Genomic DNA, 23,100 nt, shown 5'->3' on the forward strand with positions numbered 1-23,100 from the left:
TAGTTGACGAGGAAACGCCTCACTCGTCGCGTTTGGTGTTGCGAACCAGATATTTGAAGGCTTCCACAATATCGGACTGTGAAAAATCCGAAACCGGTTTTCCGATTTCCTGCTCGACAGCCCTCAGTGTCGCGGCCGGATCCAGATTCTGGCTCTCGGCCGCCAGAACGATCATCAGGTTCAACTCGGTCTCGTAAGACGGGATTTTAACCGAGCGATAGACATATCCTCCTGTCACCCCGATCAAAATCCCCGCCAGCAGTGACACTACGATCAGCGTGGCGCGTCCGCGGCGTTCCTGATCAATATCTGCCTTATGCTGCTTTAACCGCTGCTGTAGCTCGAAATCGAGCATATCTCCCGTCAAAATCGAAACTTTCCAATTATCCGGCTGAAACGACTTTCTGTGCCGCGTCAGCCCTATTCCATATACAAAAGAGGCACCGTCGAAATGCATTCAAGTCATGCCAGAAGCCTGCGATCAGGTGACGGACATCGCCTGCAGCCATGCAGGTTAATGCCGCGAACACTATGGCTTTTGTCAATCTTGTGAACTGCCCCGCGCAATGAACCATATTGCGTGACGCAATGGAAGGACTGGATGGCGTCAATCGGTGAAGGGGTCTCGCAGTTGTACCATCCGCTGCGGCAAGGCGGAAACAGTTGGTAGGCTCAGCATGCAACGGTCGGACCCGGATGTGCCGCGCTTTCAGGGAAACCAGGTTGCCTGGATTGAAAATCAGTCTGCCACTGCAGCCAACACGTCATCGTTTGAAAGTCAGGGAGCGGAACTGCGACGTGCACGGCGTTGCGCCTCGAATGAAACAATTTTTTCAATCGGCGCGTCATCCTCTTCCTGCAGATAGTGACACAATTCCAGGAACAGATCGGCAAATTCCTTGGGGCCGTTTTCCTGAATACGCTTGTCCTTGATAATATGGAAGGCGACATTGTAGACCACGCGAGAGGAGATGCCATTGCGGCGGCTGCCACCGTAGGGGACCTCGAGATAGGTTCTGATGATTTCTTCATCCTCAACTGCGAGGCGGCGTTTTCCAGAAAGAATCTTGCTGACAACCGACACGTCACGTCCAAGCGCCTGAGCAAGGCCGCTGCGCGTTTTGCCCGGTTTGTCGAGCCCATCAAAGATCCAAGTCAAATCCATAAGCAGCTGTGTCGAATTCACATCCTTTTGCAACCAGTGGTGCATATATATATAGCTCTGTGCGAAATTCGCAACATCAACCGTATCCGCGCGCCGCTGCTTCATGGCGATTGTTGCGGTCAAGCCGGCTAAGGAAATCATTCCAAGGACCGGAAAGGTTCCCGACAGGGCAGTCGTGTTGAAACTGACAACTGTCCAGCTTCTGCAGCACATTGAATAATTGAAGGGCAAGGATTAGAGCAGGCCAGCTTGAATAAGCCAGCTACCAGCTTGAACAAGCCAGCTCTTCAACAAGCCAGCTAAAGTGTGCTCTTACACTACGGGTTGCGTGCCACTTTGCAGTGGCACGCCCTACGGGACTCGAACCCGTGTTTCCGCCGTGAAAGGGCGGCGTCCTAGACCGCTAGACGAAGGGCGCTTCGGGAGTGGCTTATAGAGAGGATTCTTGAGGGGAGCAACCCTCTTAATTTCCCGCACCCGGTTTTTTTAAACCGGCTATCAAGGCAATCCGGCACCATGGAAACGGTGACCGCTTGTTGTCCTCGTATGGCTGCGGTTGGATGGCCGCAACTGGCTGTTACCAGTGTCCGGTATTGGGCATTGATGCCCACGGTTCCTGCGCTGGCAGCGGGTCACCTTCCTGCAGCAATTCGATTGAAATATTGTCTGGCGAGCGCACGAATGCCATGTGGCCGTCCCGCGGCGGACGGTTGATGACAATCCCCATGTCCATCAACTTCTGGCAAAGTTTGTATATATCATCGACCCGGTACGCCAGATGGCCAAAATTGCGGCCTTCATCATAATCTTCAGGGTCCCAATTATAGGTCAATTCCACCTGCGCCTTTTCATCGCCTTGTGCTGCCAGAAAAATCAGCGTGAAACGCCCCTTCTCATTCTCGATGCGGCGGGTCTCCTGTAACCCAAGTCCTTCGCAATAGAATTTCAACGATGCTTGCACATTTGTCACACGGACCATGGTGTGAAGATATTTCATGAAAAGCTCCTGGGAGGTTGCGGTGGAAAAAAAAGCGCTGGCTTTGTGGTACACGGCTTTGAAAAATGCCGATGGACACAACATAGGGCATGTTGCCACAGATTGAAGCACTGTTTTTCTGAAGTTGCCTCCAGCGATCTTCCGCAAAAGTCCGAGACAGATTTTTGGTATTCGGCCAGATGACTGGGTGAAACAGAGCCGTCATAATGAGGGTAATCACCTGTTGTGCGCGGATTTTCCGGGGGGGATGAAGTGCGATCTTGTTGCATAAGCAAAAATCACATGGCATCTATAGTAACGAGGTTGACGGTGATTCTGTTTTGTCACCGGCGTTTGATGACTCGCTTTGACGTTGCAGCGAATGGCACTGCTTGGGGGGGATAGGCAAACGATCGCTTGGTCGAGAGGGCAGTTCTATGAGTTCCAAACAGCCAGACGATTCAGGTGCTGCGCCAACAGGTGCCGGCGAGACGAGACAAGCCGATGGTGCGCTCGAACGCGACGGCCGGACAAATCCCGACATTCCGGTCGATTTGCAGGTTATCGCCGGAGCCATAAAATGGTTCGACGTCTCAAAGGGATACGGCTTTGTCGTCCCTGATGATGGCACCCACGACATTCTCCTGCATGTCACCACTTTGCGCCGCGACGGCTTTCTCACCGCATTGGAAGGTGCCCGTGTTGTTTGCGAAGTAACCCGGCAGAGCAAGGGGCTTCAGGCTTTCAGAGTGTTGTCGATGGACGACAGCACAGCACTGCAACCCACTCCCGGAGAGGCGACCCGCACCCACACCCAGGTTGCACCGGAAAGCGAAATGGTTCTGGTCACCGTAAAATGGTTCAACAGAACCAAGGGATTCGGGTTTGTCACTGAAAGCGAAACCGCACCGGATATATTCATCCATATGGAAACCTTGCGGCAGTTTGGACTGACCGAATTGCGGCCGGGCCAAAAGGTGCTGGTCCGTTACGGCAAAGGCCCGAAAGGGCTGATGTGTGCAGAAGTGCGCCCGGCCGAAGGTCCGGGCCAGCCGGTCTCTCACTAACAAGCCTGCACCCCATCTGGATTGCTGCTTAGCGGCCTCTGTTTTGCCGGAATCTCTGGACAGTATCCCTCTCTGCAACAGCAACAAAACAGCTTGTCAGGTAAACCCGCAGGGGCAGCGTAGTCTGGCAGATCAATCAAGAAAAAAGGCAAGTTGGGCCATGACCATATTTTCCTGTCGCGCCGGAACCTCTTTGATCAGCCATTTAAGGCCCCTCGTTTTAGCTGTCTTTCTGCTGGGTTTGCCAAATTCCCTCTGGGCTCAGCAGGCGCAATCGATTGTGCCCAGTCCGGTTTATTTGTCGATTGAAACGAAAACTGAAACCGAGCGCTTTATTGTCGAGATCGCGGATGAACCGACAGAGCGTGAGGTCGGCCTGATGTTTCGTGTCGAGCTGCCGCAAGATCAGGGCATGCTTTTTGACTTTGAAGAAGACCGGAATGTAACCATGTGGATGCGCAATACACCACTTTCACTCGACATGGTGTTTATCGACCGCAGTGGTCAGGTGGTGCGTGTTGCCCCAAACACGACACCATTTTCGACTGATATCATTTCATCAGGGCAACCTGTCCGCTATGTGCTGGAAATCAACGCCGGGGAGGCGGATGCCAGGGGAATTCGTGCCGGCGACAAGGTGCTGCACCCGCTGATAGAGAAAAATACGCCTCGGAATTGATTCCGCCGGAGGGGCATGTTGCGCGCGTTTTCCGGCCTTCGTTACAAGCTTTTTGAATTTTCCCGAAATGTGGTCTTGTCCCAGCCAGATTGTCCGTGTATGAGGCGTGTCTCTGGAGCAAAAAACCGCTGCAGATATTGGTACGGGGTATAGCTCAGCCTGGTAGAGCACTGGTTTTGGGAACCAGGGGTCGAGAGTTCGAATCTTTCTGCCCCGACCACTTTTCAGACACACAGTTCGACTTTGCGACGGAGAGGACTGATCCACTCCGGTGGTGTGGCGGCAACACCGCCAAAGCTGGAATCCGCCCTTGCCACATCGTGCCTGCTACCTGTAATTAAAGGGCCAGACTATCTGCAAAAAACAGTTTGAAACCCAAGAGTTCAATATGGTCGCACGCATATATCAACCCACCAAGAATCCGATGCAGTCAGGGCGTGGCAAAAGCGACGACTGGATTCTTGAATATGCGCGGGAAACGCCGCGTAAAATCGAACCTCTGATGGGCTACACCTCTTCGTCAGACATGAAGCAGCAGATCAGGCTGAATTTCTCAAGCCCAGAAGAAGCTGTCGCCTATGCCGAGCGAAATGGCATTCCCTATCAGCTTGCCAACCAAAAACAGCGCAAGGTTCGTGCGACCTCCTATTCGGAGAATTTCAGATTCGATCGCAAACAGGCGTGGACGCATTAGCGTTTCCGGCATCTGACAGGCCCCGTAGCTCAGCTGGATAGAGCAGCGGACTTCTAATCCGCAGGTCGTAGGTTCGAGTCCTACCGGGGTCACCATCCTCTCAATTGTCCGATGTCCGACCCGGAGCGGCAACGGCTACGCAAATCTCGCGTCGACAGGTGGCATTGAGCACTTCGTCGTCGGCAGTAAGCCCGGAACGCGGGTCGCGGCGGGCTGCTATCACATCCAGAATGTAAACTCGCTCCACGCCCGCTACAACAGGTTTATCAAGCCATTCTGTGGCCCTGCCATAAAGAACCTCGACGGCTACATCCGCTGGCTGGAGGTGCGGCTTGCTGGACTGCGGCCAGCGGAGATTGTCTGGTCATCATAGACACAGCATGGCGAACAACAGAGATGTCCGCTCCGAGCCAAGAGTTAATTACAAGTGGTGCTATAATTGGACGTGGATATGATCATCGTGGCGCGCAGCGCGACAGCCTTGAAATCTGATCTTTTGGCTTTTAGCGCCGAACCTTTCTCTCAGATGCGGTTCGATGAAGACTTTTTCCACGCGATCGTCCGCGCCAAGCAGTTGCAGGGCTTTTTTCATCCGCGAGGGTTCAAGTCGGTAATCAGGCCAAAGGCCTTGTAGCCAGGCCACATTCCACCGCAACGTGATCGTATTATTGGGGCAATCGGTTGGCCCGTCCTCGAATGCGAAATAGCCAACAGGCGACTTAGATACACCGGGCAAATACCCCTTGTTGCTCTCGTAGTAAAAAGCAAGATCGGCTTTCCTCCCATCATCATGTGAAAGATGAGGAAGCAAGGGAAAGCCAGAAAAATAAGGAAAGTTGGCATCGAGGACACGCGTTACTGTTCCGGGGTATTCGCTCTCCATTCGGGAGGCAAAGTCGATCAAAACTTCATGAAGCTCAGGAATAACATATTGCCTGTTTAGAGCACAATACAGTTTAGACTGCATCTGGAGCATCTCGCCAGAGATGCATGGGATTGGTTCACGTCCTATCACCGGCGCAAGCCAGAGGGCCGTCACTGATAGTGTGACATAGGTGGCTGCGAAAACAACGGCTCTCTGCTTGAAACACAACGCCATCAGCCAAGCCACCCCGCCGACTTGCGAAATGATGGTCAGCGAAACGAAGATGAAGACGTGAAATAGAAATCTGATCATAGTTTCAGCTTGCCGCAGATTCTCAGCATTTAACAGACGGAAAGAGAGGGTCCGCTTTGTCCGCATAGCAGGCCAACACGATATGCGGACACCCCCTAAATTTTTGTGTGCTGGAAACCCGCTATGACCGGCTTGAATGGTTATATCTTGCACCGCAAGGGCATCGCCGGACACTCTTCACCTGGAATTCCGGCGCAGTGGCAGACGCTCACTGGCTTGCGCCCTGATTACGCAAAGTATCTGAATTTAAGGTAGTTTTTGGACCACCCTGCGGACCTCAGGTTGGATAAACAGGTAAATTCCAGCTTCTCGCAGCCACTTGATCCAGACCCATTCAAATTTCGCGATAGCAGATTGCCACAATCGGGTCGGCGGACTTGACCCGAAAGTTAAATTGCCGTTCGATGAACTTGACCTTGGCGTTCGAAGCGGCATTTATTGTCGCAGCAACCGGGGAGGGCCAGCAGGAGTATATACTCCGTTCCGAGCTGCAGCGATTATCAGGCCGGTTGCACCTTGTTCCCTGCCTGATCTCATAGTAGTGAGGCGGCATCCATCTTTACAAACCTAATGCAGGTAGCAAAAAGGCTGAAAAGTGAAACAGGCACTTCTGTCGCTCGCTGTGGGCGTGGCAATGACTATATCTGGAACCTTATCTTTCGCTGCTTCTCATGGGTCTTCCACACTTGATGACGTCAAGGCCAAAGGCTTTGTGCAATGTGGAGTGAGCGAAGGCCTTCCAGGATTCTCAAACCCCAATGATGTGGGCAAGTGGGCAGGTCTGGACGTGGATATATGCCGCGCAATTGCCGCAGCGATCTTCGGCGATGGCAATTTGGTGAAATTCACTCCGCTGGCCGCAAATGAACGTTTCGCAGCGCTTCAGTCCGGTAAGGTCGATATTCTGTCCCGTAATACGACATGGACCATGACACTCGACGCCAGCCTGGGCCTGTCTTTCGTCACCGTGACCTACTATGATGGACAAGGTTTCATGGTTCCCAAGGAAATCGGAGTGTCTTCGGCTCTTGAATTGTCCGGCGCATCCGTCTGCACCAATTCAAACACAACAACAGAATTGAACGTTTCGGACTATTTCCGTGCCAACAACATGGAGCTGGAGATCATTGCGTTTGACAAGGCTGATGACGTTGTCGCCGCCTATGATTCCGGCCGCTGCCAGGTTTATACCAGCGATGCCTCGGGCCTCTATGCACAGCGCCTGAAGCTTGATAATCCGGATGACCACATTGTTCTCCCGGAAATCATTTCCAAGGAGCCCCTCGGCCCGGTCGTCCGGGAAGGCGACAATGCCTGGTTCAACCTCAGCAAATGGGTTATCTTTGCATTGGTCAATGCAGAAGAATTGGGTGTTACAAGCGAAAACATCGATGACTTGATGGGGTCGGATAACCCTGCAATTGCCCGAATCCTTGGGACAGCTGGTGGGTTCGGCGAAATGATTGGTCTTGAAAACGATTTTGCCGTCAAAGCTATCAGGGCGGTTGGCAATTATGGTGAAATCTTCGAGCGTAATGTGGGCCCGGATACTCCGATTGGTATTGCCCGTGGCATCAATGCATTGTGGTCCGATGGTGGCCTGATGTACGCTCCGCCTCTGCGTTGAACGGAATGGATATTCCGGCAGGCGACCGTAGTCCCGCTGCAACTCCGGTGCCACTCGACCAGTGAGGTTCACATGGTAGATTGCAATCCGGGTTCGGATCTTGGAACCCATGACGTTTACAACCAGCCGCCCGGTCGCGGCGATCGCAACCTTTGGCAGGACGACGAACCCCTGCGCGAAGTTGCAGCGCAGGCAAATGCGCAGCACAAGGTGCTCGACCTTTATGGCGGTGCGCTTGGCCAGGCCAAAATGCGAGACGCTGCGCGCGATGCCAACCGGTACGCTCCTGAATTGCACCTGTTCGACAGCGGCGGACGGCGCCTTGATGAAGTTCGATTTCACCCTGCCTACCATCAGTTCATGGAAATCTCGGCTGCAGCAGGCTATTCCGCAGTCGCCTGGGAAGGCGGCCCCGGTGCCCATGCGACCCATGCCGCAATGGTGTATCTTGCCAGCCAGGTGGAGCCGGGACATTGTTGCCCGCTGACGATGAGCTATGCGTCCATTCCGGTGATTTCCACAGCGGATCAGCTTTCAGACGATTGGCGTTCGAAACTTCTGGCACGGCAGTACGATCCCTCTATCCGGCCTGTCGCCGAAAAACAGGCCGTGACCCTTGGCATGGCCATGACCGAGAAACAGGGCGGGTCCGATGTTCGGACCAACACAACCCGCGCCGAGCCCGATGGCGAAGTCTGGCGGCTGACAGGACACAAATGGTTCTGTTCCGCGCCGATGTCCGACGGGTTTCTGACGCTGGCAAAGATTTCCGGGAGACTGACCTGTTTTCTGGTGCCGCGCTGGCTGCAGGGGGAGCGCAACCGCATCCGTATCCTGAGGCTGAAGGACAAACTCGGCAACCGCTCGAACGCTTCCGCCGAGATTGAATATGATCGCGCGCTTGCCTATCAGATCGGTGACCCGGGGCAGGGCGTGCGCACAATCCTGGAAATGGTTCATCACACCCGGCTTGATACATCAATCGCGCCGGCAGGGCTGATGCGGGCGGCCCTGTCTGAAGCGCATCATTGGACCCAGCATCGCACCGCATTCCAGAAACGCCTGATTGACCAGCCACTTATGCGCACGGTTCTGGCAGATTTGACACTTGACTGGGAAGGCACATTGGCGCTCGCAATGCATGTCGCCAGCGCCTTTGACGGAACCACTGAACAGGACCGCGCCTTTGCCAGAATAGGGGTCGCGCTGTCAAAGTTCATGGCCAACAAGCTCTGCCCGATTGTTATCTGCGAAGCGATGGAGGTTCTGGGCGGCATGGGTTATGTCGAGGACACACCGCTTCCGATGCTGTACCGCGAAGCCCCGCTCAACGGCATATGGGAAGGCTCGGGCAACGTCATCTGCCTGGATGCGCTCAGAACTCTGGAGAAAGAACCACTTGCTGTAGAAGTTCTGGCAACAGAACTGGATGCGGCCACGGGGCTGAGCAGACGCTACGATTCAGCACTGAAGCAACATCGTGCGCGCTGGCCTTCCATTCCGCCGGAGGTTGAAGCCCGCTGGTTCGTGGAGCGGACGGCGCTCCTTCTGACTGCGTCAATCCTGATCCGTCACGCGCCAGATGCCATCGCCGGCGGCTTCGTCGCAACCCGCGTTTCGGCCGACAGGGGGCGCATTCCCGGCACCGTCGCCAATTTGGATGTCGACAGTATTTTGTCGCGAATGGCCCCGGCTGGTCAGGGTGGAGACTAACTGATGATTTTCCCGGCGGTTTCCGGGCGCCAGCCCCATTCCGCCCAGGACCCGTCATAGAGTTTGTTGTTGCTGTGGCCCAACTCGCTCAATCCCAGGGACAGGATGGCGGCGGTGACGCCGGAACCGCAGGTGGTAATGACCGGTTGTGTCAGATCAATCCCAGCTTCTTCAAACGCCCGTTGCAATTCGGTGTCTGACTTGAAAATGCCATCCTCCGTGAGCAGCTTTTGGAACGGCAGATTTTTTGCCCCCGGCATGCGACCGCTTTTGACGCCCGCTCGCGGTTCCGGCGCAAGTCCTTTGAAGCGCTCGGCGCTGCGGGCATCCAACACCTGATGATCCTGGTGTTCCGCCACCCGCATAACTTCCTGCCAGTCGGCGATCATGCTGTCATCCAGAGTGGCTCGATAATTTGCGATTAGTGCTTCGACAGCACCTTTTTGCAGAGGGCCAGCAACACTCTTCCAAGCGGGCAGGCCGCCATCCAGAACAAACACTTTTTCATGACCAAAGGCGCGGAACATCCACCATATGCGCGCCGCGGACATCAGCCCGGCACCATCATAAATCACCACAGTGTCGGGATTGGAAATACCCAGCGAAGCCGCCGCCTCTGCAAAAACCTCTGCAGCCGGCATCATATGCGGCAGATCACTGGTCTGATCTGAATTTGCATCCACATCAAAGAACACCGCACCTGGAATGTGGCCGGCAGTATATTCTGCAATCGCGTCCCGGTTCTGCTGCGGCAGATACCACGAGCCGTCAATGATCTTTAAATCAGCATCAGCCAGATGATCGCGCAGCCACTTGGCGGAAACCAGATTTTTCGATTTGCGCATCAGACCGCTCCTTCCGCCAACCGCACGCGAATGCGTCGGTTCTGTTTGCCCTTGTTCTCAATCTTGTAAACCTCAAGAGCTCCGATCTCACCGGTCGCGCGCACATGGGTTCCGCCACAGGGCTGCAGATCAATCTCGTCATTTTCGCCAATCGAAACCAAACGCACTTTGCCGCTGCCCATTGGCGGTTTGACCGACATGGTGCGGATCAGTTCCGGCTGTGCTTCAAGCTCTGCATCGTCGATCCAGCGCTGGGACACCGGATGGTTCTCTGCCACAAGCGTGTTCAGCCGCAGCGTCAGAGCTTCCCGGTCCATACTTTCCGGCATGTCAAAATCCAGACGGCTTTCTGTGGTGCCGATCTGGCCTCCAGTCACCGGAAACGGTACCGATGCACACAACAAATGCAGTGCTGTGTGCATCCGCATCAGCCGATGGCGGCGGTCCCAATCCAGTTCGGCGGTCACGCTCTCGCCGATTTCCGGCAGGTTGTCCGGCGAGGCGGGAACCAGAATCAATTCTTCTTTGTTTTGCCCGCAAACGGTGGTGGCAATCTCGATAACGCTGCCGTTAGCCCGCTGTAGCTTGCCCGTGTCGCCTGGCTGACCGCCGCTGGTTCCGTAAAATATGGTTTGGTCGAGAATAATCCCGCCGCGATCATTTATTTCAACAACCTTCGCGGCTGTTTCCGTCAAATAGGCATCTTCGAGAAAAAGTTTCCTGAACACGCGGCTCATGCAGGTACATCTTCGAACGGGATTTCCAGTGTGGTCCGCTTTTCCAGCCAGCCTGGAACCGGCAGATCCTTGGAGCGCAGAAACTCCGGATTGAACAGTTTCGACTGATAGCGGTTTCCATAATCGCACAACACAGTCACGATTGTATGGCCAGGACCCAGTTCCCTGGCCATGCGCACTGCGCCTTCGATATTGATGCCGGAAGAACCGCCCAGAACCAGCCCTTCATGCTCGACCAGATAGAACACATGATCAAGCGCATCCGTGTCGGAAATCTGATATGCCACATCAATTGGAGCACCTACCAGATTGGCGGTCTCGCGGCCCTGACCGATCCCCTCGGTGATGGAGGAACCGCTCGCTCCGAATTCGCCGCTGGTGTAATATTTGAACAGCGCCGACCCGAACGGATCAGCCAGGCCGATCCTCACTGCAGGGTTTTTTGCCTTCAGCGCCATGCCCACTCCGGCAAGAGTTCCGCCCGAGCCAACCGAGCATATAAAGCCATCCACCTTGCCATTGGTCTGTTGCCAGATTTCCGGTCCGGTGGTTTCGATATGCGCCTGCCTGTTGGCAACATTGTCGAACTGATTGGCCCACACCGCCCCCTTGGGATCCGATGCGGCAATCTGATCGGCCAGGCGGCCGGATACTTTGACATAATTGTTCGGATTCTTGTACGGCACAGCCGGCACCTGAATAAGCTCGGCACCCATCAGCCGCAGCATATCCTTTTTTTCTTCCGACTGGGTTTCAGGGATAACGATCACAGATCTGAAGCCCATCGCATTGGCAACCATGGAAACGCCGATTCCGGTATTGCCGGCCGTTCCCTCGACCACTGTGCCTCCGGGTTTCAGCGCACCGCTTGCTACCGCGTCGCGAATTATATAAAGCGCAGCCCTGTCCTTGACTGATTGACCCGGATTGAGGAATTCTGCTTTTCCCAGAATCTCGCATCCGGTTGCATCTGATACTTTGTTAAGTCGGATAAGTGGCGTATTACCAATGGCTTCTAGGACGGTTTTATACACAGGATAAATTCTTCTTTTATGGCAGGAGGTATGTATATCGCGCTTTTGCCGGATTGGAACAATGCTGAGTTCAGGAAGGCTATTCCGTTTTTTGTGCATTCCTTGGAATATAAATAGCCTAGCACAGTGTGACAGGCAAACAGCAGCTTTCCCGATCAGTGACCATATTTCTGCATTGGCAGGATTGACTTCCGTTTTCCATAGGTAGAGGGCTGAAAAACACTTTTCCAACTCCCGGTGATCCAGCGCACCGAAGACAACGTAACATTAGAAAAATACAAGTATATGGTTGCTATGCCGGCAGACAATTCAGGTTTGCCTGATACAGCCTTAGGATTGGTTGAACATGCTTGAACAGGCCGATGCCATTGACGCTCTGGTGGCGGAGTTTGTTTCAGGAACGTTGCCGACGCCGCTACAGGTGTTGTTGGCGTCCCATCTTGAAATGAACGCATCAAACCGCGGTTGGGTTGCAAATCTGGAAGCTTTAGCCGGAATCGAGCTGTCCGGGATCGACCCGGAGCCGCTTGCAGACCGCAATGCCATGCTTGAACGTATCATGGCTTCTTCCAGAGAGGGGAGGCCGTTCGTTGAGGCGAGTGAGAAATATCCGACGCCTGACATGCTGCAGCGTTTTATTGGCATGCCGCTTTCTCAGGTTTCCTGGAAACGAAACCGCTTTGCCGGTATCGATGAGGTCAAACTCGGTGAAATCGATGGCTGCAAGGCGTCGCTTTACCGCTTTCCGGCCGGGAAGGGCGTTCCGCTTCATACCCATGAAGGTATCGAGATGACGCTCGTGCTGCAGGGTGGCTTCAGTGACGAGACGGGTCATTACGTTAAAGGACAAATTTCGGTGGCAGATGGAACCGTCTCTCATCGTCCGGTCGCCGATGACGACGAGGAATGTATCTGCTTTTCAGTCACCGACGCTCCAATCAGGCTAACCGGACCGCTGGGCCGGTTCATATCGCCGTTCCTGCGGACTTAAATCGTTGCAGCGAGGCCGCATGCCACCCTATCAGGCTATACCATCTGACGGAATCGCCTGGATAACGGGGGCCAGCAGCGGTCTTGGCTATCATGTGGCAAAACGGCTCGCTGCTGCCGGCTGGACAGTTGCAGCCACAGCCCGCAGCGCTGATGATTTGGAAACGCTCGCCGCTGAATGTTCCGCCATGCCCGGACGGGTTGTACCCGCAAGCGGTGACGTCACGGACCAGGCGGCAATGGCAAAGCTTGCTGACAGCCTGATTGCGAACCATGGTGGCATAGCTCTGCTGATCCTGAATGCCGGCATTTATCTGCCACTAAGGGCGAACGAATTGAAAGTTGAAGATTTTGACAAGAGTTTTGCGGTCAATCTCAATGGAGTGACCAATTGTCTTGTGCCCTGCCTTGACCACATGCGGGCCAGGAAACGGGGCCAGATTGCCATTACGTCCTCGGTCGCCGGATTTGGCGGATTGCCGACATCTGCTGCCTATGGAGCCACCAAAGCCGGCCTTACAAATATGGCCGAGAGCCTGAAATTCGATCTTGATTTGCTCAACATTCATATCCAGATCGTGCATCCCGGATTTGTTGACACACCGGCCACCCAGTCCAATCCATTTCCAATGCCGTTTCTCATGGAGGTCGAAGATGCCGCCGATCGGTTTGTGAGGGGCCTGAAATCCGGACGCTTCGAGATCAGCTTTCCAAAACGATTTACCTATGGCCTGAAATTCTTGAATTTGCTGCCATACCCGCTTTATTTCTGGCTTCTGAATCGCGCGACAGGTTGGAAGTCCAGATCGACATAATTTCACGCTGAAAAAATTGATCGGCACCGTAGCGTCCCGCAATGTCAGCAGCCCTGGAGATCTATTATGGCACGACATACCAATCCTGCAGACGCATGGAAACTTGGCTTTGACAGTTGGCGCATGATCAGCGAAGCGCAGTATGTTGTTGCTCTGCGCCTCGCTGGAATGTCTGGATTGTGGCACATGCAGCCGAACGAAACTGCACGCATGGTCAGCGAAAAGAATGCAGCCTTCACTCAATCCGCGGCAAAAGCACTGATCGCTGCATCGTCCGGTGCACGACCAGATCAGATTGCCGCAGCCGCTTTGGCTCCGGTCAGAAAGAAAACCGCCAGCAATGTCAAGCGGTTAACCCGTGCGGCTCTGCGCAACTCAAAGCTCTAGACAGCGAAAATATCAGTCAATCAGCTTCTCTTGGCTATCATACCCCAGATGGCCAGCACGATGATTGCACCCACCACGGCACCAATCAGGCCAGCGCTCTCTTCCGGGCCGTACCATCCTAGCCACTGACCCAGATAAGAGGCTAAGAAAGCGCCCACGATACCCAGAATGGTGGTTAGTATAAATCCGGAAGGCTCATTTTTTCCCGGCATGATGAATTTCGCTATAACCCCGGCAACGAAGCCGATGATGATCGTCCAGATAATTCCCACGTGATAATTCCTTTTCTGCGCTACTTGGTACAGTAGGCCCGGAACGCCAGGAAGGCAGACTTGGTCTCAACCTTCTGTATCACCGGCGCTCCGAGTCACTTTTTTCGACCCGTTCTGCAATGCAGTTTACTTGGTTTTGTTGATGGTTTCCACAGCCATGCTGGTCAGCTTGGCATTCGCGGCCTTTTCCATGTCGAGAATCTGCGTCAACAGATCATGAGCTTCTTCAAAGCCGAGCACTTTGGCCCATTCACGAAGCGTTCCATAGCGGGCAATTTCATAGTGTTCCACAGCCTGGGCAGCGGCCAGCAATGCGGCATCAAGCGCTACGCCACTGGCTTCTTCAATGATGCCTTCGGTTTCCTTGATAAGGCCTTCAATGGCGTCGCATTTTTCTCCTTCGGGCTTCTTGTCGATGGACGAGAATACTTTCTTCAGAAGTTCAATCTGCTCGCGGGTTTCACTAAGATGCTCGTCGACAGCCTTCTTCAGTTTGGCGCTGCTTGTGGCTTTCGCAACCTTAGGCAATGCTTTGGTCAGCGCTTGCTCGGCGTAGTAGATATCTTTCAAAGTGTGGTGAAATGCATCATTCAAAGTTTTCACTGTAGTGTCCTTTTTGCAGTTAGGTTCAAATCACTCACCATCACAACTGTTTGTATCCGCAGTCGGTTCCCGACGTTTTGAATTGTTTCCTGATTATCCCTGTGTTGCGGCGCAGACAATCATGAGTCAATCAGGCTGAACCGGTTTCGATTTTCTGCCTGAGCTCGATCTGGCGCGCTTCATCAAGCGGAAAATTCCACATCAGCGCGATGGCAATCGATTTCAGAAAAACCGGCAACCCGCCATATAGAAAGCTCAGCGTAAACAACGCGCCGGGCGCATTATCCAATCGGGCATCGAACCCCGCCAGTGCCAGCAGTGGAAAGGCCAGGCCAACGCCGAGAGCGAGGGAAGCTTTGGTGGCAAGGCCCCAGAAGGCGAAATACAATCCACTGCGTTGCTCGCCGGATTCAGCCGTGTCCAGATCAATCACATCGGCCTGTATTGAGGCCGGCAATGTCAGATCGGCACCAAGGGTCAGTCCGGTCAGAACACTGATAGCGGCAAACCACCACACATCACCGTCGCCCAACAGCATGACCATGAGAAAAACCGGTAGCGCGAGGCTCATGGCAACACACCAGGTGCGGTGTTTGCCCAGCCGGTCCGACACTTTGAGCCAGACAGGCACACCCAGAACTCCGCAGAGGAAATAGACAATCAGAAGAGGGCCCTGAGCGGCTTCCGCGTTGAGCACATTCCCGACAAACAGCAAAAACAGCGTGGCCGGCAACCCATTGGCAAGGCCATTGATAAAAAACGCAATCAGCAGTCGGATAAACACCGTATTGTTGCGCAGGAATCTCATTCCGTCGTGGAAATTGACGCTCTGATGGCTGTGTTCCTTGGGCTCCGGGACGTTCCACACGGTAAGTGCTGCCGTCAAAGGCAGACCCACACAGACAAACAGGGCAAGGGCGTATAGTCCGGCCGCGTCAACCTCGCGTGAGCTGGAGACGAGAATCGGCAGAATAATCGCAATCAGCGTGCCGATAACGACCAGCCCTTCGCGGACACCACTGAGACGAGATCGCATTTGATAATTGCCGCTCAGTTCAGCGCCCCAGGCGGCATAGGGCAGTTGCACCATGCTCCAGCCGACCGACAGCGCCAGTCCCCAGAGCGCCAGATAGGTGATGGAGGGAGCTGGTCCGGGCACAAAAATCATCCAGGTGCCGGCAATTGTCAGCGGCACTCCGGCCAGGAACCAACTCCTCCGCCGACCGAAACTTGGCCGGATACGGTCGCTGAGAAGGCCAATGAGCGGATCATTGACCGCATTGAACAGACGGATCGCAAACAGCACAATCCCGACAAGAGCAAGATCAAGACCGAGGGATTTGGTATAGAACGTTGGAACGAAAATGAAGAAAGGCAGAGTCAGGACCGAGATCGGTATGGCCGGAAGCCCGTAAATCAGGATTTGGCTCCAGCGCAAGCCGCTTGAATGGGTCACGCTCTACTTGCGGGCAAACACAAGCTGACGAACATCGATATTCTCGGAGCGAAAACCGGCTTCGCAGTAATGCAGATAGTAACGCCATAAATTGTTGAACTGCTGATCAAATCCCAGCGGCATAATGCTCGGCCAGGCCTCGTCAAACCGCTCGCGCCAGATTTGCAGAGTTTTGGCATAATCATGGCCGAACACCCGTTCTGACACCATATGCAGATCGACCTGCTCACCCAGATGCTGCAGAATCTGTGGTGTAGGCAGCATTCCACCGGGAAATATATAGCGCCGGATGAAATCCATCTCATTGCGGTAAGTTTGGAAAAACCGGTCCTGAATCGTAATGATCTGCAGGCCCGCGGTTCCGCCTGGTTTCAGACAATTCTTCATCCGGTCAAAAAACACCGGCCAGTAGGCTTCTCCCACTGCTTCAAACATCTCGATCGAGGCAATTCTGTCATATTGACCGGTTTCGTCACGATAGTCCTGAAACTTGATATTGACCTTCTCCGACAGACCCGCCTTGAAGACGCGTTCTCTGGCAAAATCAAACTGTTCCTGAGATATTGTCAGCGCCGTGACGTTACAGCCGATTTCGCGCGCGGCAAATTCGGCAAAACCACCCCATCCGCAGCCGATTTCCAGAACAGTATCAGAAGCGCCGATACCGGCCTGATCGGCAAGGCTGCGGTATTTCAGAATCTGCGCCTGCGACAAATCCTCCAGCCCGCTTTCGAAGACGGCGGACGAATAGGTCATCGTCGGGTCAAGCCATTGCCGGTAAAACGCATTGCCAAGGTCGTAATGCGCCGAAATGTTCTTTTTTGATCCCCGCCTTGTATTGCGATTGAGCCAGCCGCGTAGTTTCAGGATCAGTTTGACCACGTGCCGGTCGTCGATAGCCGTCTGAATGAGACCTTGGTTGACGCAGAACAATTCCAGAAATCGGGTGACGTCGGGACTGCTCCATTCTTCCGCCACAAACCCCTCGGCGACGCCAAGTTCGCCGCGTTTCAACAGCCGCGAAGCGAAATTGTGATCGTGAATGATGAGATCGGCCGCCGGTCCCGGCTTGCTGCCACATATTTGAAACGCTTGACCTTCTGGCAGATGAATTGTCAGGGAGCCGGCTTCCAGACCGGTTGCAAAACGAATCGCGCCCCGGGTCAGACGTGGCAGTGATCTGGTTTTTTCCCGCACATCGGCACGCGTGACCGAGGTGACCAGCTGACCCGATGAGGACATATTCATAGTGCCGAACCATCCAGTTGCAAATAGGCAGCAAAGTGTAGCATCAAGCTCACAAAAATCTCAAGATCAGGGAACAAAAGGCCGCGGCGCATCACTCGGCTCATGGGTATCATTATAGGAAACGGCCTTCGGACGGCGCGGACGGCGATGGAACCGCGCACCTTTGACCCACAGTTTAAACGCTTCCCAATGAATGCCGCCAACAATTTTGAGGGTCTGAAACGGCACCTGAACAAACGCCCGCAACAGATTTGCGGTCGTCAGTGCCCGGCGCTTGCCGCTGAATGTCGCAGCCAGAAGGGGGCCTTCAGCGTCACATTCCAGTATGCGCAGGGTTAAAGCCGTATCAGGCCGGTTGAGACGAAACCGGTATGTCATATCCATATCGATGAAAGGCGAGACGTAAAACCGCTTGTTTCTTTCCTGGCGGATGTGTCCGTCCTGGCTCTCTCCCATGCGCACCGGTGCCACATAGGTATGGTGCTCGCCAAAAGTGTTTCGCACTTCATAAATCAGGGCGCTCAGATGATCGCTGGCATCGTAGCAGTAGTACACCGACAGCGGATTGAAGACCCAGCCGAAAACCCGGGGATAGCACAGCAGTTCAATCCGGTACGGCGGCTTTTCCCCCGCCGCCTGCAACATCGCATCCACATAGTCACGCAGCGACGTGCCGTCGCGCGCGCCATGATCCTTGTCAAAAAAGCTCAGCAGGTTGAACCGGTTATGAGAAAAAATCGCGCTGTCTGCAGCCCGTGGTAACTGGTCCAGATCAAGCAACAAAGCATAGACACGGTACTGGAACCTGTGCCCCATAGGTTTCAGCCGTGCATGCATCACCTTGCCGTCGTACAGCGCATTGCGTGAGGCCGATTGCGTGTTCATCACCTATTCCGCTGCTGCCACGAATGGTTGCTCATCATTGGCTGCCACCGGACGCCATGGAATGACGCCACCAAGCTTTTCGGCAACCCGAAGGCCTGATGCCAGGCCATCCTCGTGGAATCCGTATCCCGTCCATGCGCCACAGAACCAGGTGCGGTTAATGCCCTGAATCCGGTCCAGCATTTTCTGCGCCGCCAGTGCGGAGCTGTCATATTGCGGATGATCATACTCGAACTCATCGAAAATCAGATGATCTTCGGGCAGGCGGACAGGGTTGAGGCTGATAAACAGCGGTTTTTTCTCATCAATACCCTGCAATTTGTTCATCCAGTAGGTCACCGATACGTCTGGCCCCTCCGGCTGGGTTTCGCTCAGATAGTTCCATGCTGCCCATGCGCCCTTGCGGCGCGGCATCAGCGAGGGGTCACGGTGCAGGAAAACCCGGTTCGGCTTGAAGCGCACCCTGGAGAGAATGTCGGTTTCATCCGCCGACGCATCACTCAAAGCTTTCAGTGTCTGATCGCTGTGGCCTGCCATAATCACCTGATCATAGGTATCGCTCTGTCCATGATTGTCCATAATCGTAACGCCGTCCCGGTTTCGGACAACGGAGACCGCTTCGCAGCCCAGACGCATATTGGATGCAAGCGGCGCCAGTAATTTTTCTACATAGCTCCTGCTGCCGCCGGTCACGGTGCGCCATCTGGGACGTTCAAAATGCAGCAGGCGATGATTGTTGAAGAAATTGGCAAAACTCTCGACGGGAAATGCCAGCATTTCGGTCGCCGGAGTGGACCAGATCGCAGACCCCATCGGCACCAGATATTCATTGCGGAACCGTTTGGAAAATTTGCGTTTGTCGAGATAGTTTCCAAGCGACAGCCCGGACAAGTTATTGGCAGCAAGATCGCCAAGACACTGCCGGTTAAAACGGAAAATCTCCCGCAACATCCACAAAAAACTGGGGGAAAACATATTTCGCTTCTGGGCAAAAATGCCTCGCGGAATGCTGTCGCTCCATTCCGAACCACCGCGTTGGCTGAAGGAAAAGCTCATATCACTGGGCTCGGTCGCAACACCCAGATGATCAAACATTGCCGTGAGATTGGGATAGTTCAGCGCATTGTAAACAATAAAGCCGGTATCAACACTGATGGTTTCTCCGTCGTAATCGACGTCCACCGTTGCGCTGTGGCCACCGGGGCGGTTGCGCCGTTCATACAGCGTCACCTGATGTTTTGAATGAAGTGCCCAGGCGGCAGAATTTCCCGATATGCCGGAGCCGATGACAGCGATTTTCATATATAGGAGTCCAATCTTGCGGCCGGTTGCTATGCGGCTTCTTTTGTCTTTGCGAATGCCGAGAGCGCTTTCTCTCTGGCAAGCGAATGCTCGACAATCGGTTTAGGGTAGGTCTTTCCCAACTCAACACCGGCTTTTTTCAGCACATCACCGGGGGCTTTCCAGGGAGCGTTCAGATATTTGGTCGGCAGATCTTTCAACTCCGGCACGAAATGGCGGATATAAGCGCCGTCGCGGTCGAATTTTTCACCCTGACTCATCGGGTTGAAGATGCGGAAATACGGAGCCGCATCAGCGCCGGAACCGGCAACCCACTGCCAGCTTGCAGCGTTGTTGGCAGGATCGGCATCGACCAGTGTATCCCAGAACCAGGCTTCGCCGTGCCGCCAGTCGAGCAACATATGCTTGACCAGAAAGGAGGCTGTGATCATCCGTACCCGATTGTGCATCCAGCCGGTTTGCCAGAGTTGCCGCAAGCCCGCATCGACCATCGGATATCCGGTTTGTCCGGTCTGCCAGAGCGGCAGAAAATCAGTATTGCCTTGCCAGGGAAAAGCATCGAAGCGGGGCTGAAAGTTCTGGCTCGCAAGATCTGGATTGTAATACAGCAAACTATAGGAAAATTCGCGCCACAGGACTTCCGACAGGAAAGTCTCCAGATCCAGGGACGGAATCTCCAGATCAGGCGCAGTAGCAGCCGTCCATATCTGATAGGGGCTGATTTCGCCAAAAGCGATGTGGGGCGATAATCGCGATGTGCCCTCTATAGCTGGCAGATTACGTCGTTCCCGGTACCCGGTGATGCCATCGTCATGCAGAAAGGCGCTGAGGCGTGCCTTTGCACCGGCCTCTCCGGGCGTCCAGGTTGCGGCAATGGTTTCCGACCAGTCCGGACTGGCAGGGAGCAGCCCCCAATCTTCCAGAGTGTCTGAATCCGGTTGCAACTCAGCAGACAGAAGCCTGCCGGGTGCAGCATGGAACGAGCGATCAACACCGGCAGACAGGCAGGCCCGCTGGAACGGACTGTAGACCTTGTAATAGCCGCCCGAGTTTTTTTCGATTTCCCACGGTTCAAACAGCAAATTTGATTTAAAGCTCTGCGCCACGAGGTCCCGGTCTTCGAGCCGCGCTTTTACCTGCTGGTCGGTCTCCATACCCACGGCGTCATAACGCCGGTTCCAGAACACGTTTCGTGCGCCGCTGACCTCAACCAGATCTTCGAGAATCTCAACAGGGTCGCCACGGCGCAAAACGAGTTGGCCACCGATTTGTTTGATGGAAGCTGACAAGGCGGCAAGGCTGTGATGCAGCCACCACTTCGAGGCACCGCCAATGTCGCGCTGACCGGTTTCCAGAATGAAAACACACAGCACCGGTCCGCCGCATTTCAAAGCTTCCCTGAGGGCTGAATTGTCGGTTATGCGCAAATCTCTGCGAAACCAGACAATGCTGGTGCTGCAGGCGTTTGAAGGTTTTGTTTTCACCGGTTCTGAGACGGTGTTTGACCCATTTTTCATCGGAGTATGTGATCCCGTTTTCTAAACAGCTTTACGCCATTCCTGCGACAACGGATCACGCTCATTCGTATGAGAACTCATATTATTGATGTTGGCAGATATAAAAGTTTGGATCAAACTCAGCCGGCTGCGTCGAAAGCCGCTACAAGTTTCCGGGCGATCGTGCCGATTTCATCGGCTGTCCGGCCTGGCTTGTACAGTGTGCTGCCAATGCCAAAGCCGTGAATGTCTTTGGCCCTGTAAGCTGCAAAGGAAGTTTCATCAATCCCGCCAACGGCAGCGATCGGTGTTCCCACGGGAAGCACTGCCTTGATCCCGGAAATGCCGCCGGGACCAAGCGTGTCGGCAGGAAAGAATTTCAGCACATGCGCGCCCGCATCAAGCGCATTGAAAGCATCGCTTGCGGTAAAGACACCAGGCATGGAGAACATGTCACATTTTCGCGTTCGGCGGATAACATCGCTGTTGGTATTGGGTGATATAACGATCTGCGAACCGATCCCGGACAGCCGGTCAACATCATCTGCGGTCAGCACGGTTCCTGCGCCGACAAGCGCTCTGCCATCCGACAGCTTGACAAGGCGGGCAATGCTGTCAAACGGGTCCGGCGAGTTCAATGGCACTTCAATCAGTGTAATTCCGGCCTCAATCAGCGTTTCCGCGATCACTTCCACTTCATTCGGGCGTACACCGCGCAGGATCGCTACAATACCGCGATGTTTGGTAAATTCATTGAGCCAGTTCATAAATTCAGTCCTTCAGAGCCGTCAGGCCGTTGTCATGCGTTGTTTGTGTGCAAGATACCACAGGCCTCTTGAGCTGGCATCAAGACCAGACAGTGTCCTGGCTCTGATGCCAACAAGTTCGCAGGCTTTGGCGTAAAGCGGCGTCAGGCCGCGCCCGCCAATAATAAAACCGTCCTGTGCGCCCTGTTTCCCGCCCTTGAACCAGCCACCGGTTTCTGCTGCGGCAAATTCTGCACCGATCATCAAGCCGGACAGCCTGGCTGCGCTGTCGTCCTTCTGTGCGCCGTTCAACACATCCTGGGTGCGGATCTGGAACAACCCCGACACCAGCGGCACACGGCCACTGATAACCTCGTCAAAGCCGCGCAAAAAGGCGGGATGTTCGGCGGGAATATCAGTTTCGTCAGCGGGCACCGAGTGGCGCAGGATTGAAGCAGTTGCCAGCAGGGAATACAATTCCCCGGTCAGAAAGGTCTGAAACCTCGAAATTTTTCCGTCTTTGACCGCGACCCATTTGCAATGGGTTCCGGGCAATATGGCAAGGCCTTCAAAATCATCCTGCCGCGCCAGAAGGCCGGCAATCTGGGTTTCTTCACCGCGCATGATATCCGCATTATGGTTTGAATCCCGGTAGAGCAGACCGGGGACGATGCACACAATCCGCCCCGATGCCGTGCGAAGCTGAGTGATCCGGGAACCAAGTTCGGATAGCAATGCCGGGCAGGGCAGATATGGTGCTTCGCGCCATCCCTGGCGAGAGCCCGCCATGCCACAAATCCACACCGGCAATTCCGGCCAGCCATCCACCAGCCGTTCAAACACGCTTTCAAACCCGTCCGCGTGGAGACCTCCGGCCCCCTCAGGAGCGTATCTTGTGTCAAGCACATCACCATTTGCATCCAGCAGTGAGCCCCGGCAATTGGTTGTGCCCCAATCAATGGCAATCATGTCTGCACTGGAGGGGTTCGGGGCGCTCAAGACGGCTCCTTCCTGTTCAAAGTGAGGGAGGCTTGGCAATGGACCTCGTCACGAGAGTCCTCCCACGGGTTTTCAGTGTTACACCAAAATAGCGCTCCGGATGAAAGGTCAAAAGTCGAACGCCCGGTCATCCGATATAATCAGGGGCAGATCTGGTCCGCATCCGATCATGGATATTTTCAAATTC

Annotated in this window: 24 protein-coding genes and 3 tRNA genes; 10 read left to right on the forward strand and 17 right to left on the reverse strand. The window is 54.4% G+C overall.

Going from position 1 to position 23,100, the window contains the following annotated elements:
- Positions 1 to 19 precede the first annotated feature (19 nt).
- The 4 genes from RAL88_RS00975 to RAL88_RS00990 all read right to left on the reverse strand — a co-directional run bounded on the left by RAL88_RS00975 (position 20) and on the right by RAL88_RS00990 (position 2,162).
- The gene (locus RAL88_RS00975; RefSeq protein WP_306266621.1) at positions 20 to 355 is read right to left on the reverse strand and encodes a hypothetical protein; all 336 of its coding nucleotides are present in this window, start codon (positions 353 to 355) and stop codon (positions 20 to 22) included.
- A 423-nt stretch (positions 356 to 778) separates the two neighbouring features.
- On the reverse strand, positions 779 to 1,306 hold the full coding sequence (locus tag RAL88_RS00980) for a hypothetical protein (protein WP_306266623.1): 528 nt from the start codon (positions 1,304 to 1,306) through the stop codon (positions 779 to 781).
- A 201-nt stretch (positions 1,307 to 1,507) separates the two neighbouring features.
- Positions 1,508 to 1,583, reverse strand: a tRNA-Glu gene (locus RAL88_RS00985).
- 159 nt (positions 1,584 to 1,742) lie between these two features.
- On the reverse strand, positions 1,743 to 2,162 hold the full coding sequence (locus RAL88_RS00990; protein WP_306266625.1) for a VOC family protein: 420 nt from the start codon (positions 2,160 to 2,162) through the stop codon (positions 1,743 to 1,745).
- A 416-nt stretch (positions 2,163 to 2,578) separates the two neighbouring features.
- Here RAL88_RS00990 and RAL88_RS00995 point away from each other — a divergent pair, with 416 nt between their 5' ends.
- The 5 genes from RAL88_RS00995 (at position 2,579) to RAL88_RS01015 (ending at position 4,676) form a co-directional block, all read left to right on the forward strand.
- Complete coding sequence (locus tag RAL88_RS00995; protein ID WP_306266627.1) at positions 2,579 to 3,208, forward strand: cold-shock protein; 630 nt, start codon at positions 2,579 to 2,581, stop codon at positions 3,206 to 3,208.
- 160 nt (positions 3,209 to 3,368) lie between these two features.
- Positions 3,369 to 3,887 (forward strand): DUF192 domain-containing protein, encoded by a 519-nt coding sequence (locus tag RAL88_RS01000; protein WP_306266629.1) that lies wholly within the window; start codon positions 3,369 to 3,371, stop codon positions 3,885 to 3,887.
- A 143-nt stretch (positions 3,888 to 4,030) separates the two neighbouring features.
- Positions 4,031 to 4,107, forward strand: a tRNA-Pro gene (locus RAL88_RS01005).
- A 168-nt stretch (positions 4,108 to 4,275) separates the two neighbouring features.
- Positions 4,276 to 4,581: an ETC complex I subunit gene (locus RAL88_RS01010; RefSeq protein WP_306266631.1), complete on the forward strand. Its 306-nt coding sequence runs from the start codon at positions 4,276 to 4,278 to the stop codon at positions 4,579 to 4,581.
- An 18-nt stretch (positions 4,582 to 4,599) separates the two neighbouring features.
- A tRNA-Arg gene (locus RAL88_RS01015) sits at positions 4,600 to 4,676 on the forward strand.
- Positions 4,677 to 5,014: 338 nt separating this feature from the next.
- On the opposite strand, the gene RAL88_RS01020 is transcribed toward RAL88_RS01015, so the two are convergent.
- Positions 5,015 to 5,758: a hypothetical protein gene (locus RAL88_RS01020; protein WP_306266633.1), complete on the reverse strand. Its 744-nt coding sequence runs from the start codon at positions 5,756 to 5,758 to the stop codon at positions 5,015 to 5,017.
- Between the two features lie 595 nt (positions 5,759 to 6,353).
- Between RAL88_RS01020 and RAL88_RS01025 the strand changes: the two genes are divergently transcribed.
- Both RAL88_RS01025 and RAL88_RS01030 read left to right on the forward strand, forming a co-directional pair.
- Positions 6,354 to 7,385: an amino acid ABC transporter substrate-binding protein gene (locus tag RAL88_RS01025; RefSeq protein ID WP_371932132.1), complete on the forward strand. Its 1,032-nt coding sequence runs from the start codon at positions 6,354 to 6,356 to the stop codon at positions 7,383 to 7,385.
- A 72-nt stretch (positions 7,386 to 7,457) separates the two neighbouring features.
- The gene (locus tag RAL88_RS01030) at positions 7,458 to 9,098 is read left to right on the forward strand and encodes an acyl-CoA dehydrogenase family protein (protein ID WP_306266635.1); all 1,641 of its coding nucleotides are present in this window, start codon (positions 7,458 to 7,460) and stop codon (positions 9,096 to 9,098) included.
- Here RAL88_RS01030 and sseA read toward each other — a convergent pair.
- The 3 genes from sseA to RAL88_RS01045 are packed head-to-tail and all read right to left on the reverse strand — an operon-like array spanning position 9,095 to position 11,714.
- Positions 9,095 to 9,943 carry a 3-mercaptopyruvate sulfurtransferase gene (sseA, locus tag RAL88_RS01035; protein WP_306266636.1) on the reverse strand — a complete coding sequence of 283 codons (849 nt, stop codon included), beginning with the start codon at positions 9,941 to 9,943 and terminating at the stop codon, positions 9,095 to 9,097. The two genes, RAL88_RS01030 and sseA, sit on opposite strands and share 4 nt — an antisense overlap.
- Complete coding sequence (locus RAL88_RS01040; protein ID WP_306266637.1) at positions 9,943 to 10,680, reverse strand: alanyl-tRNA editing protein; 738 nt, start codon at positions 10,678 to 10,680, stop codon at positions 9,943 to 9,945. Before RAL88_RS01040 ends, sseA begins: the two co-directional genes overlap by 1 nt.
- A complete protein-coding gene (locus RAL88_RS01045) occupies positions 10,677 to 11,714 on the reverse strand; it encodes a cysteine synthase A (RefSeq protein ID WP_306266638.1) in 1,038 nt (345 codons plus the stop codon). The genes RAL88_RS01040 and RAL88_RS01045 overlap by 4 nt, the downstream gene beginning before the upstream one ends.
- 346 nt (positions 11,715 to 12,060) lie before the next feature.
- Between RAL88_RS01045 and RAL88_RS01050 the strand changes: the two genes are divergently transcribed.
- The 3 genes from RAL88_RS01050 (at position 12,061) to RAL88_RS01060 (ending at position 13,906) form a co-directional block, all read left to right on the forward strand.
- Positions 12,061 to 12,705, forward strand: coding sequence for a ChrR family anti-sigma-E factor (locus tag RAL88_RS01050; protein ID WP_306266640.1), 645 nt, complete (start codon positions 12,061 to 12,063; stop codon positions 12,703 to 12,705).
- Positions 12,706 to 12,724: 19 nt separating this feature from the next.
- A complete protein-coding gene (locus RAL88_RS01055) occupies positions 12,725 to 13,519 on the forward strand; it encodes an SDR family oxidoreductase (protein ID WP_306269800.1) in 795 nt (264 codons plus the stop codon).
- A gap of 66 nt (positions 13,520 to 13,585) precedes the next feature.
- Complete coding sequence (locus tag RAL88_RS01060; protein ID WP_306266642.1) at positions 13,586 to 13,906, forward strand: hypothetical protein; 321 nt, start codon at positions 13,586 to 13,588, stop codon at positions 13,904 to 13,906.
- Between the two features lie 20 nt (positions 13,907 to 13,926).
- Here RAL88_RS01060 and RAL88_RS01065 read toward each other — a convergent pair whose 3' ends face one another.
- The 9 genes from RAL88_RS01065 to RAL88_RS01105 all read right to left on the reverse strand — a co-directional run bounded on the left by RAL88_RS01065 (position 13,927) and on the right by RAL88_RS01105 (position 22,913).
- Positions 13,927 to 14,178 (reverse strand): GlsB/YeaQ/YmgE family stress response membrane protein, encoded by a 252-nt coding sequence (locus RAL88_RS01065; RefSeq protein ID WP_306266643.1) that lies wholly within the window; start codon positions 14,176 to 14,178, stop codon positions 13,927 to 13,929.
- A 126-nt stretch (positions 14,179 to 14,304) separates the two neighbouring features.
- Positions 14,305 to 14,781 carry a ferritin-like domain-containing protein gene (locus tag RAL88_RS01070; protein WP_306266644.1) on the reverse strand — a complete coding sequence of 159 codons (477 nt, stop codon included), beginning with the start codon at positions 14,779 to 14,781 and terminating at the stop codon, positions 14,305 to 14,307.
- 130 nt (positions 14,782 to 14,911) lie between these two features.
- The gene (locus RAL88_RS01075) at positions 14,912 to 16,237 is read right to left on the reverse strand and encodes an MFS transporter (RefSeq protein ID WP_306266645.1); all 1,326 of its coding nucleotides are present in this window, start codon (positions 16,235 to 16,237) and stop codon (positions 14,912 to 14,914) included.
- A gap of 3 nt (positions 16,238 to 16,240) precedes the next feature.
- Positions 16,241 to 17,485, reverse strand: coding sequence for a cyclopropane-fatty-acyl-phospholipid synthase family protein (locus tag RAL88_RS01080; RefSeq protein ID WP_306266647.1), 1,245 nt, complete (start codon positions 17,483 to 17,485; stop codon positions 16,241 to 16,243).
- 66 nt (positions 17,486 to 17,551) lie between these two features.
- The gene (locus RAL88_RS01085; protein WP_306266649.1) at positions 17,552 to 18,370 is read right to left on the reverse strand and encodes a DUF1365 domain-containing protein; all 819 of its coding nucleotides are present in this window, start codon (positions 18,368 to 18,370) and stop codon (positions 17,552 to 17,554) included.
- A gap of 3 nt (positions 18,371 to 18,373) precedes the next feature.
- A complete protein-coding gene (locus RAL88_RS01090) occupies positions 18,374 to 19,672 on the reverse strand; it encodes an NAD(P)/FAD-dependent oxidoreductase (protein WP_306266651.1) in 1,299 nt (432 codons plus the stop codon).
- Positions 19,673 to 19,701: 29 nt separating this feature from the next.
- A complete protein-coding gene (locus RAL88_RS01095) occupies positions 19,702 to 21,189 on the reverse strand; it encodes a deoxyribodipyrimidine photo-lyase (protein ID WP_371932133.1) in 1,488 nt (495 codons plus the stop codon).
- Between the two features lie 119 nt (positions 21,190 to 21,308).
- Positions 21,309 to 21,935: a 2-dehydro-3-deoxy-6-phosphogalactonate aldolase gene (locus tag RAL88_RS01100; RefSeq protein ID WP_306266655.1), complete on the reverse strand. Its 627-nt coding sequence runs from the start codon at positions 21,933 to 21,935 to the stop codon at positions 21,309 to 21,311.
- 21 nt (positions 21,936 to 21,956) lie between these two features.
- The gene (locus RAL88_RS01105; protein WP_306266656.1) at positions 21,957 to 22,913 is read right to left on the reverse strand and encodes a 2-dehydro-3-deoxygalactonokinase; all 957 of its coding nucleotides are present in this window, start codon (positions 22,911 to 22,913) and stop codon (positions 21,957 to 21,959) included.
- Between the last annotated feature and the right edge of the window lie 187 nt (positions 22,914 to 23,100).

This window comes from Pararhizobium sp. IMCC3301, from assembly GCF_030758315.1.
Taxonomy (GTDB): domain Bacteria; phylum Pseudomonadota; class Alphaproteobacteria; order Rhizobiales.

Coding starts and splice junctions, on each gene's coding strand:
- RAL88_RS00975 (WP_306266621.1), bottom strand. CDS start 355: ATGCTCGATTTCGAGCTACAGCAGCGGTTAAAGCAGCATAAGGCAGAT.
- RAL88_RS00980 (WP_306266623.1), bottom strand. CDS start 1,306: ATGATTTCCTTAGCCGGCTTGACCGCAACAATCGCCATGAAGCAGCGG.
- RAL88_RS00990 (WP_306266625.1), bottom strand. CDS start 2,162: ATGAAATATCTTCACACCATGGTCCGTGTGACAAATGTGCAAGCATCG.
- RAL88_RS00995 (WP_306266627.1), top strand. CDS start 2,579: ATGAGTTCCAAACAGCCAGACGATTCAGGTGCTGCGCCAACAGGTGCC.
- RAL88_RS01000 (WP_306266629.1), top strand. CDS start 3,369: ATGACCATATTTTCCTGTCGCGCCGGAACCTCTTTGATCAGCCATTTA.
- RAL88_RS01010 (WP_306266631.1), top strand. CDS start 4,276: ATGGTCGCACGCATATATCAACCCACCAAGAATCCGATGCAGTCAGGG.
- RAL88_RS01020 (WP_306266633.1), bottom strand. CDS start 5,758: ATGATCAGATTTCTATTTCACGTCTTCATCTTCGTTTCGCTGACCATC.
- RAL88_RS01030 (WP_306266635.1), top strand. CDS start 7,458: ATGGTAGATTGCAATCCGGGTTCGGATCTTGGAACCCATGACGTTTAC.
- sseA (WP_306266636.1), bottom strand. CDS start 9,943: ATGCGCAAATCGAAAAATCTGGTTTCCGCCAAGTGGCTGCGCGATCAT.
- RAL88_RS01040 (WP_306266637.1), bottom strand. CDS start 10,680: ATGAGCCGCGTGTTCAGGAAACTTTTTCTCGAAGATGCCTATTTGACG.
- RAL88_RS01050 (WP_306266640.1), top strand. CDS start 12,061: ATGCTTGAACAGGCCGATGCCATTGACGCTCTGGTGGCGGAGTTTGTT.
- RAL88_RS01055 (WP_306269800.1), top strand. CDS start 12,725: ATGCCACCCTATCAGGCTATACCATCTGACGGAATCGCCTGGATAACG.
- RAL88_RS01060 (WP_306266642.1), top strand. CDS start 13,586: ATGGCACGACATACCAATCCTGCAGACGCATGGAAACTTGGCTTTGAC.
- RAL88_RS01080 (WP_306266647.1), bottom strand. CDS start 17,485: ATGAATATGTCCTCATCGGGTCAGCTGGTCACCTCGGTCACGCGTGCC.
- RAL88_RS01085 (WP_306266649.1), bottom strand. CDS start 18,370: ATGAACACGCAATCGGCCTCACGCAATGCGCTGTACGACGGCAAGGTG.
- RAL88_RS01090 (WP_306266651.1), bottom strand. CDS start 19,672: ATGAAAATCGCTGTCATCGGCTCCGGCATATCGGGAAATTCTGCCGCC.
- RAL88_RS01095 (WP_371932133.1), bottom strand. CDS start 21,189: ATGAAAAATGGGTCAAACACCGTCTCAGAACCGGTGAAAACAAAACCT.
- RAL88_RS01100 (WP_306266655.1), bottom strand. CDS start 21,935: ATGAACTGGCTCAATGAATTTACCAAACATCGCGGTATTGTAGCGATC.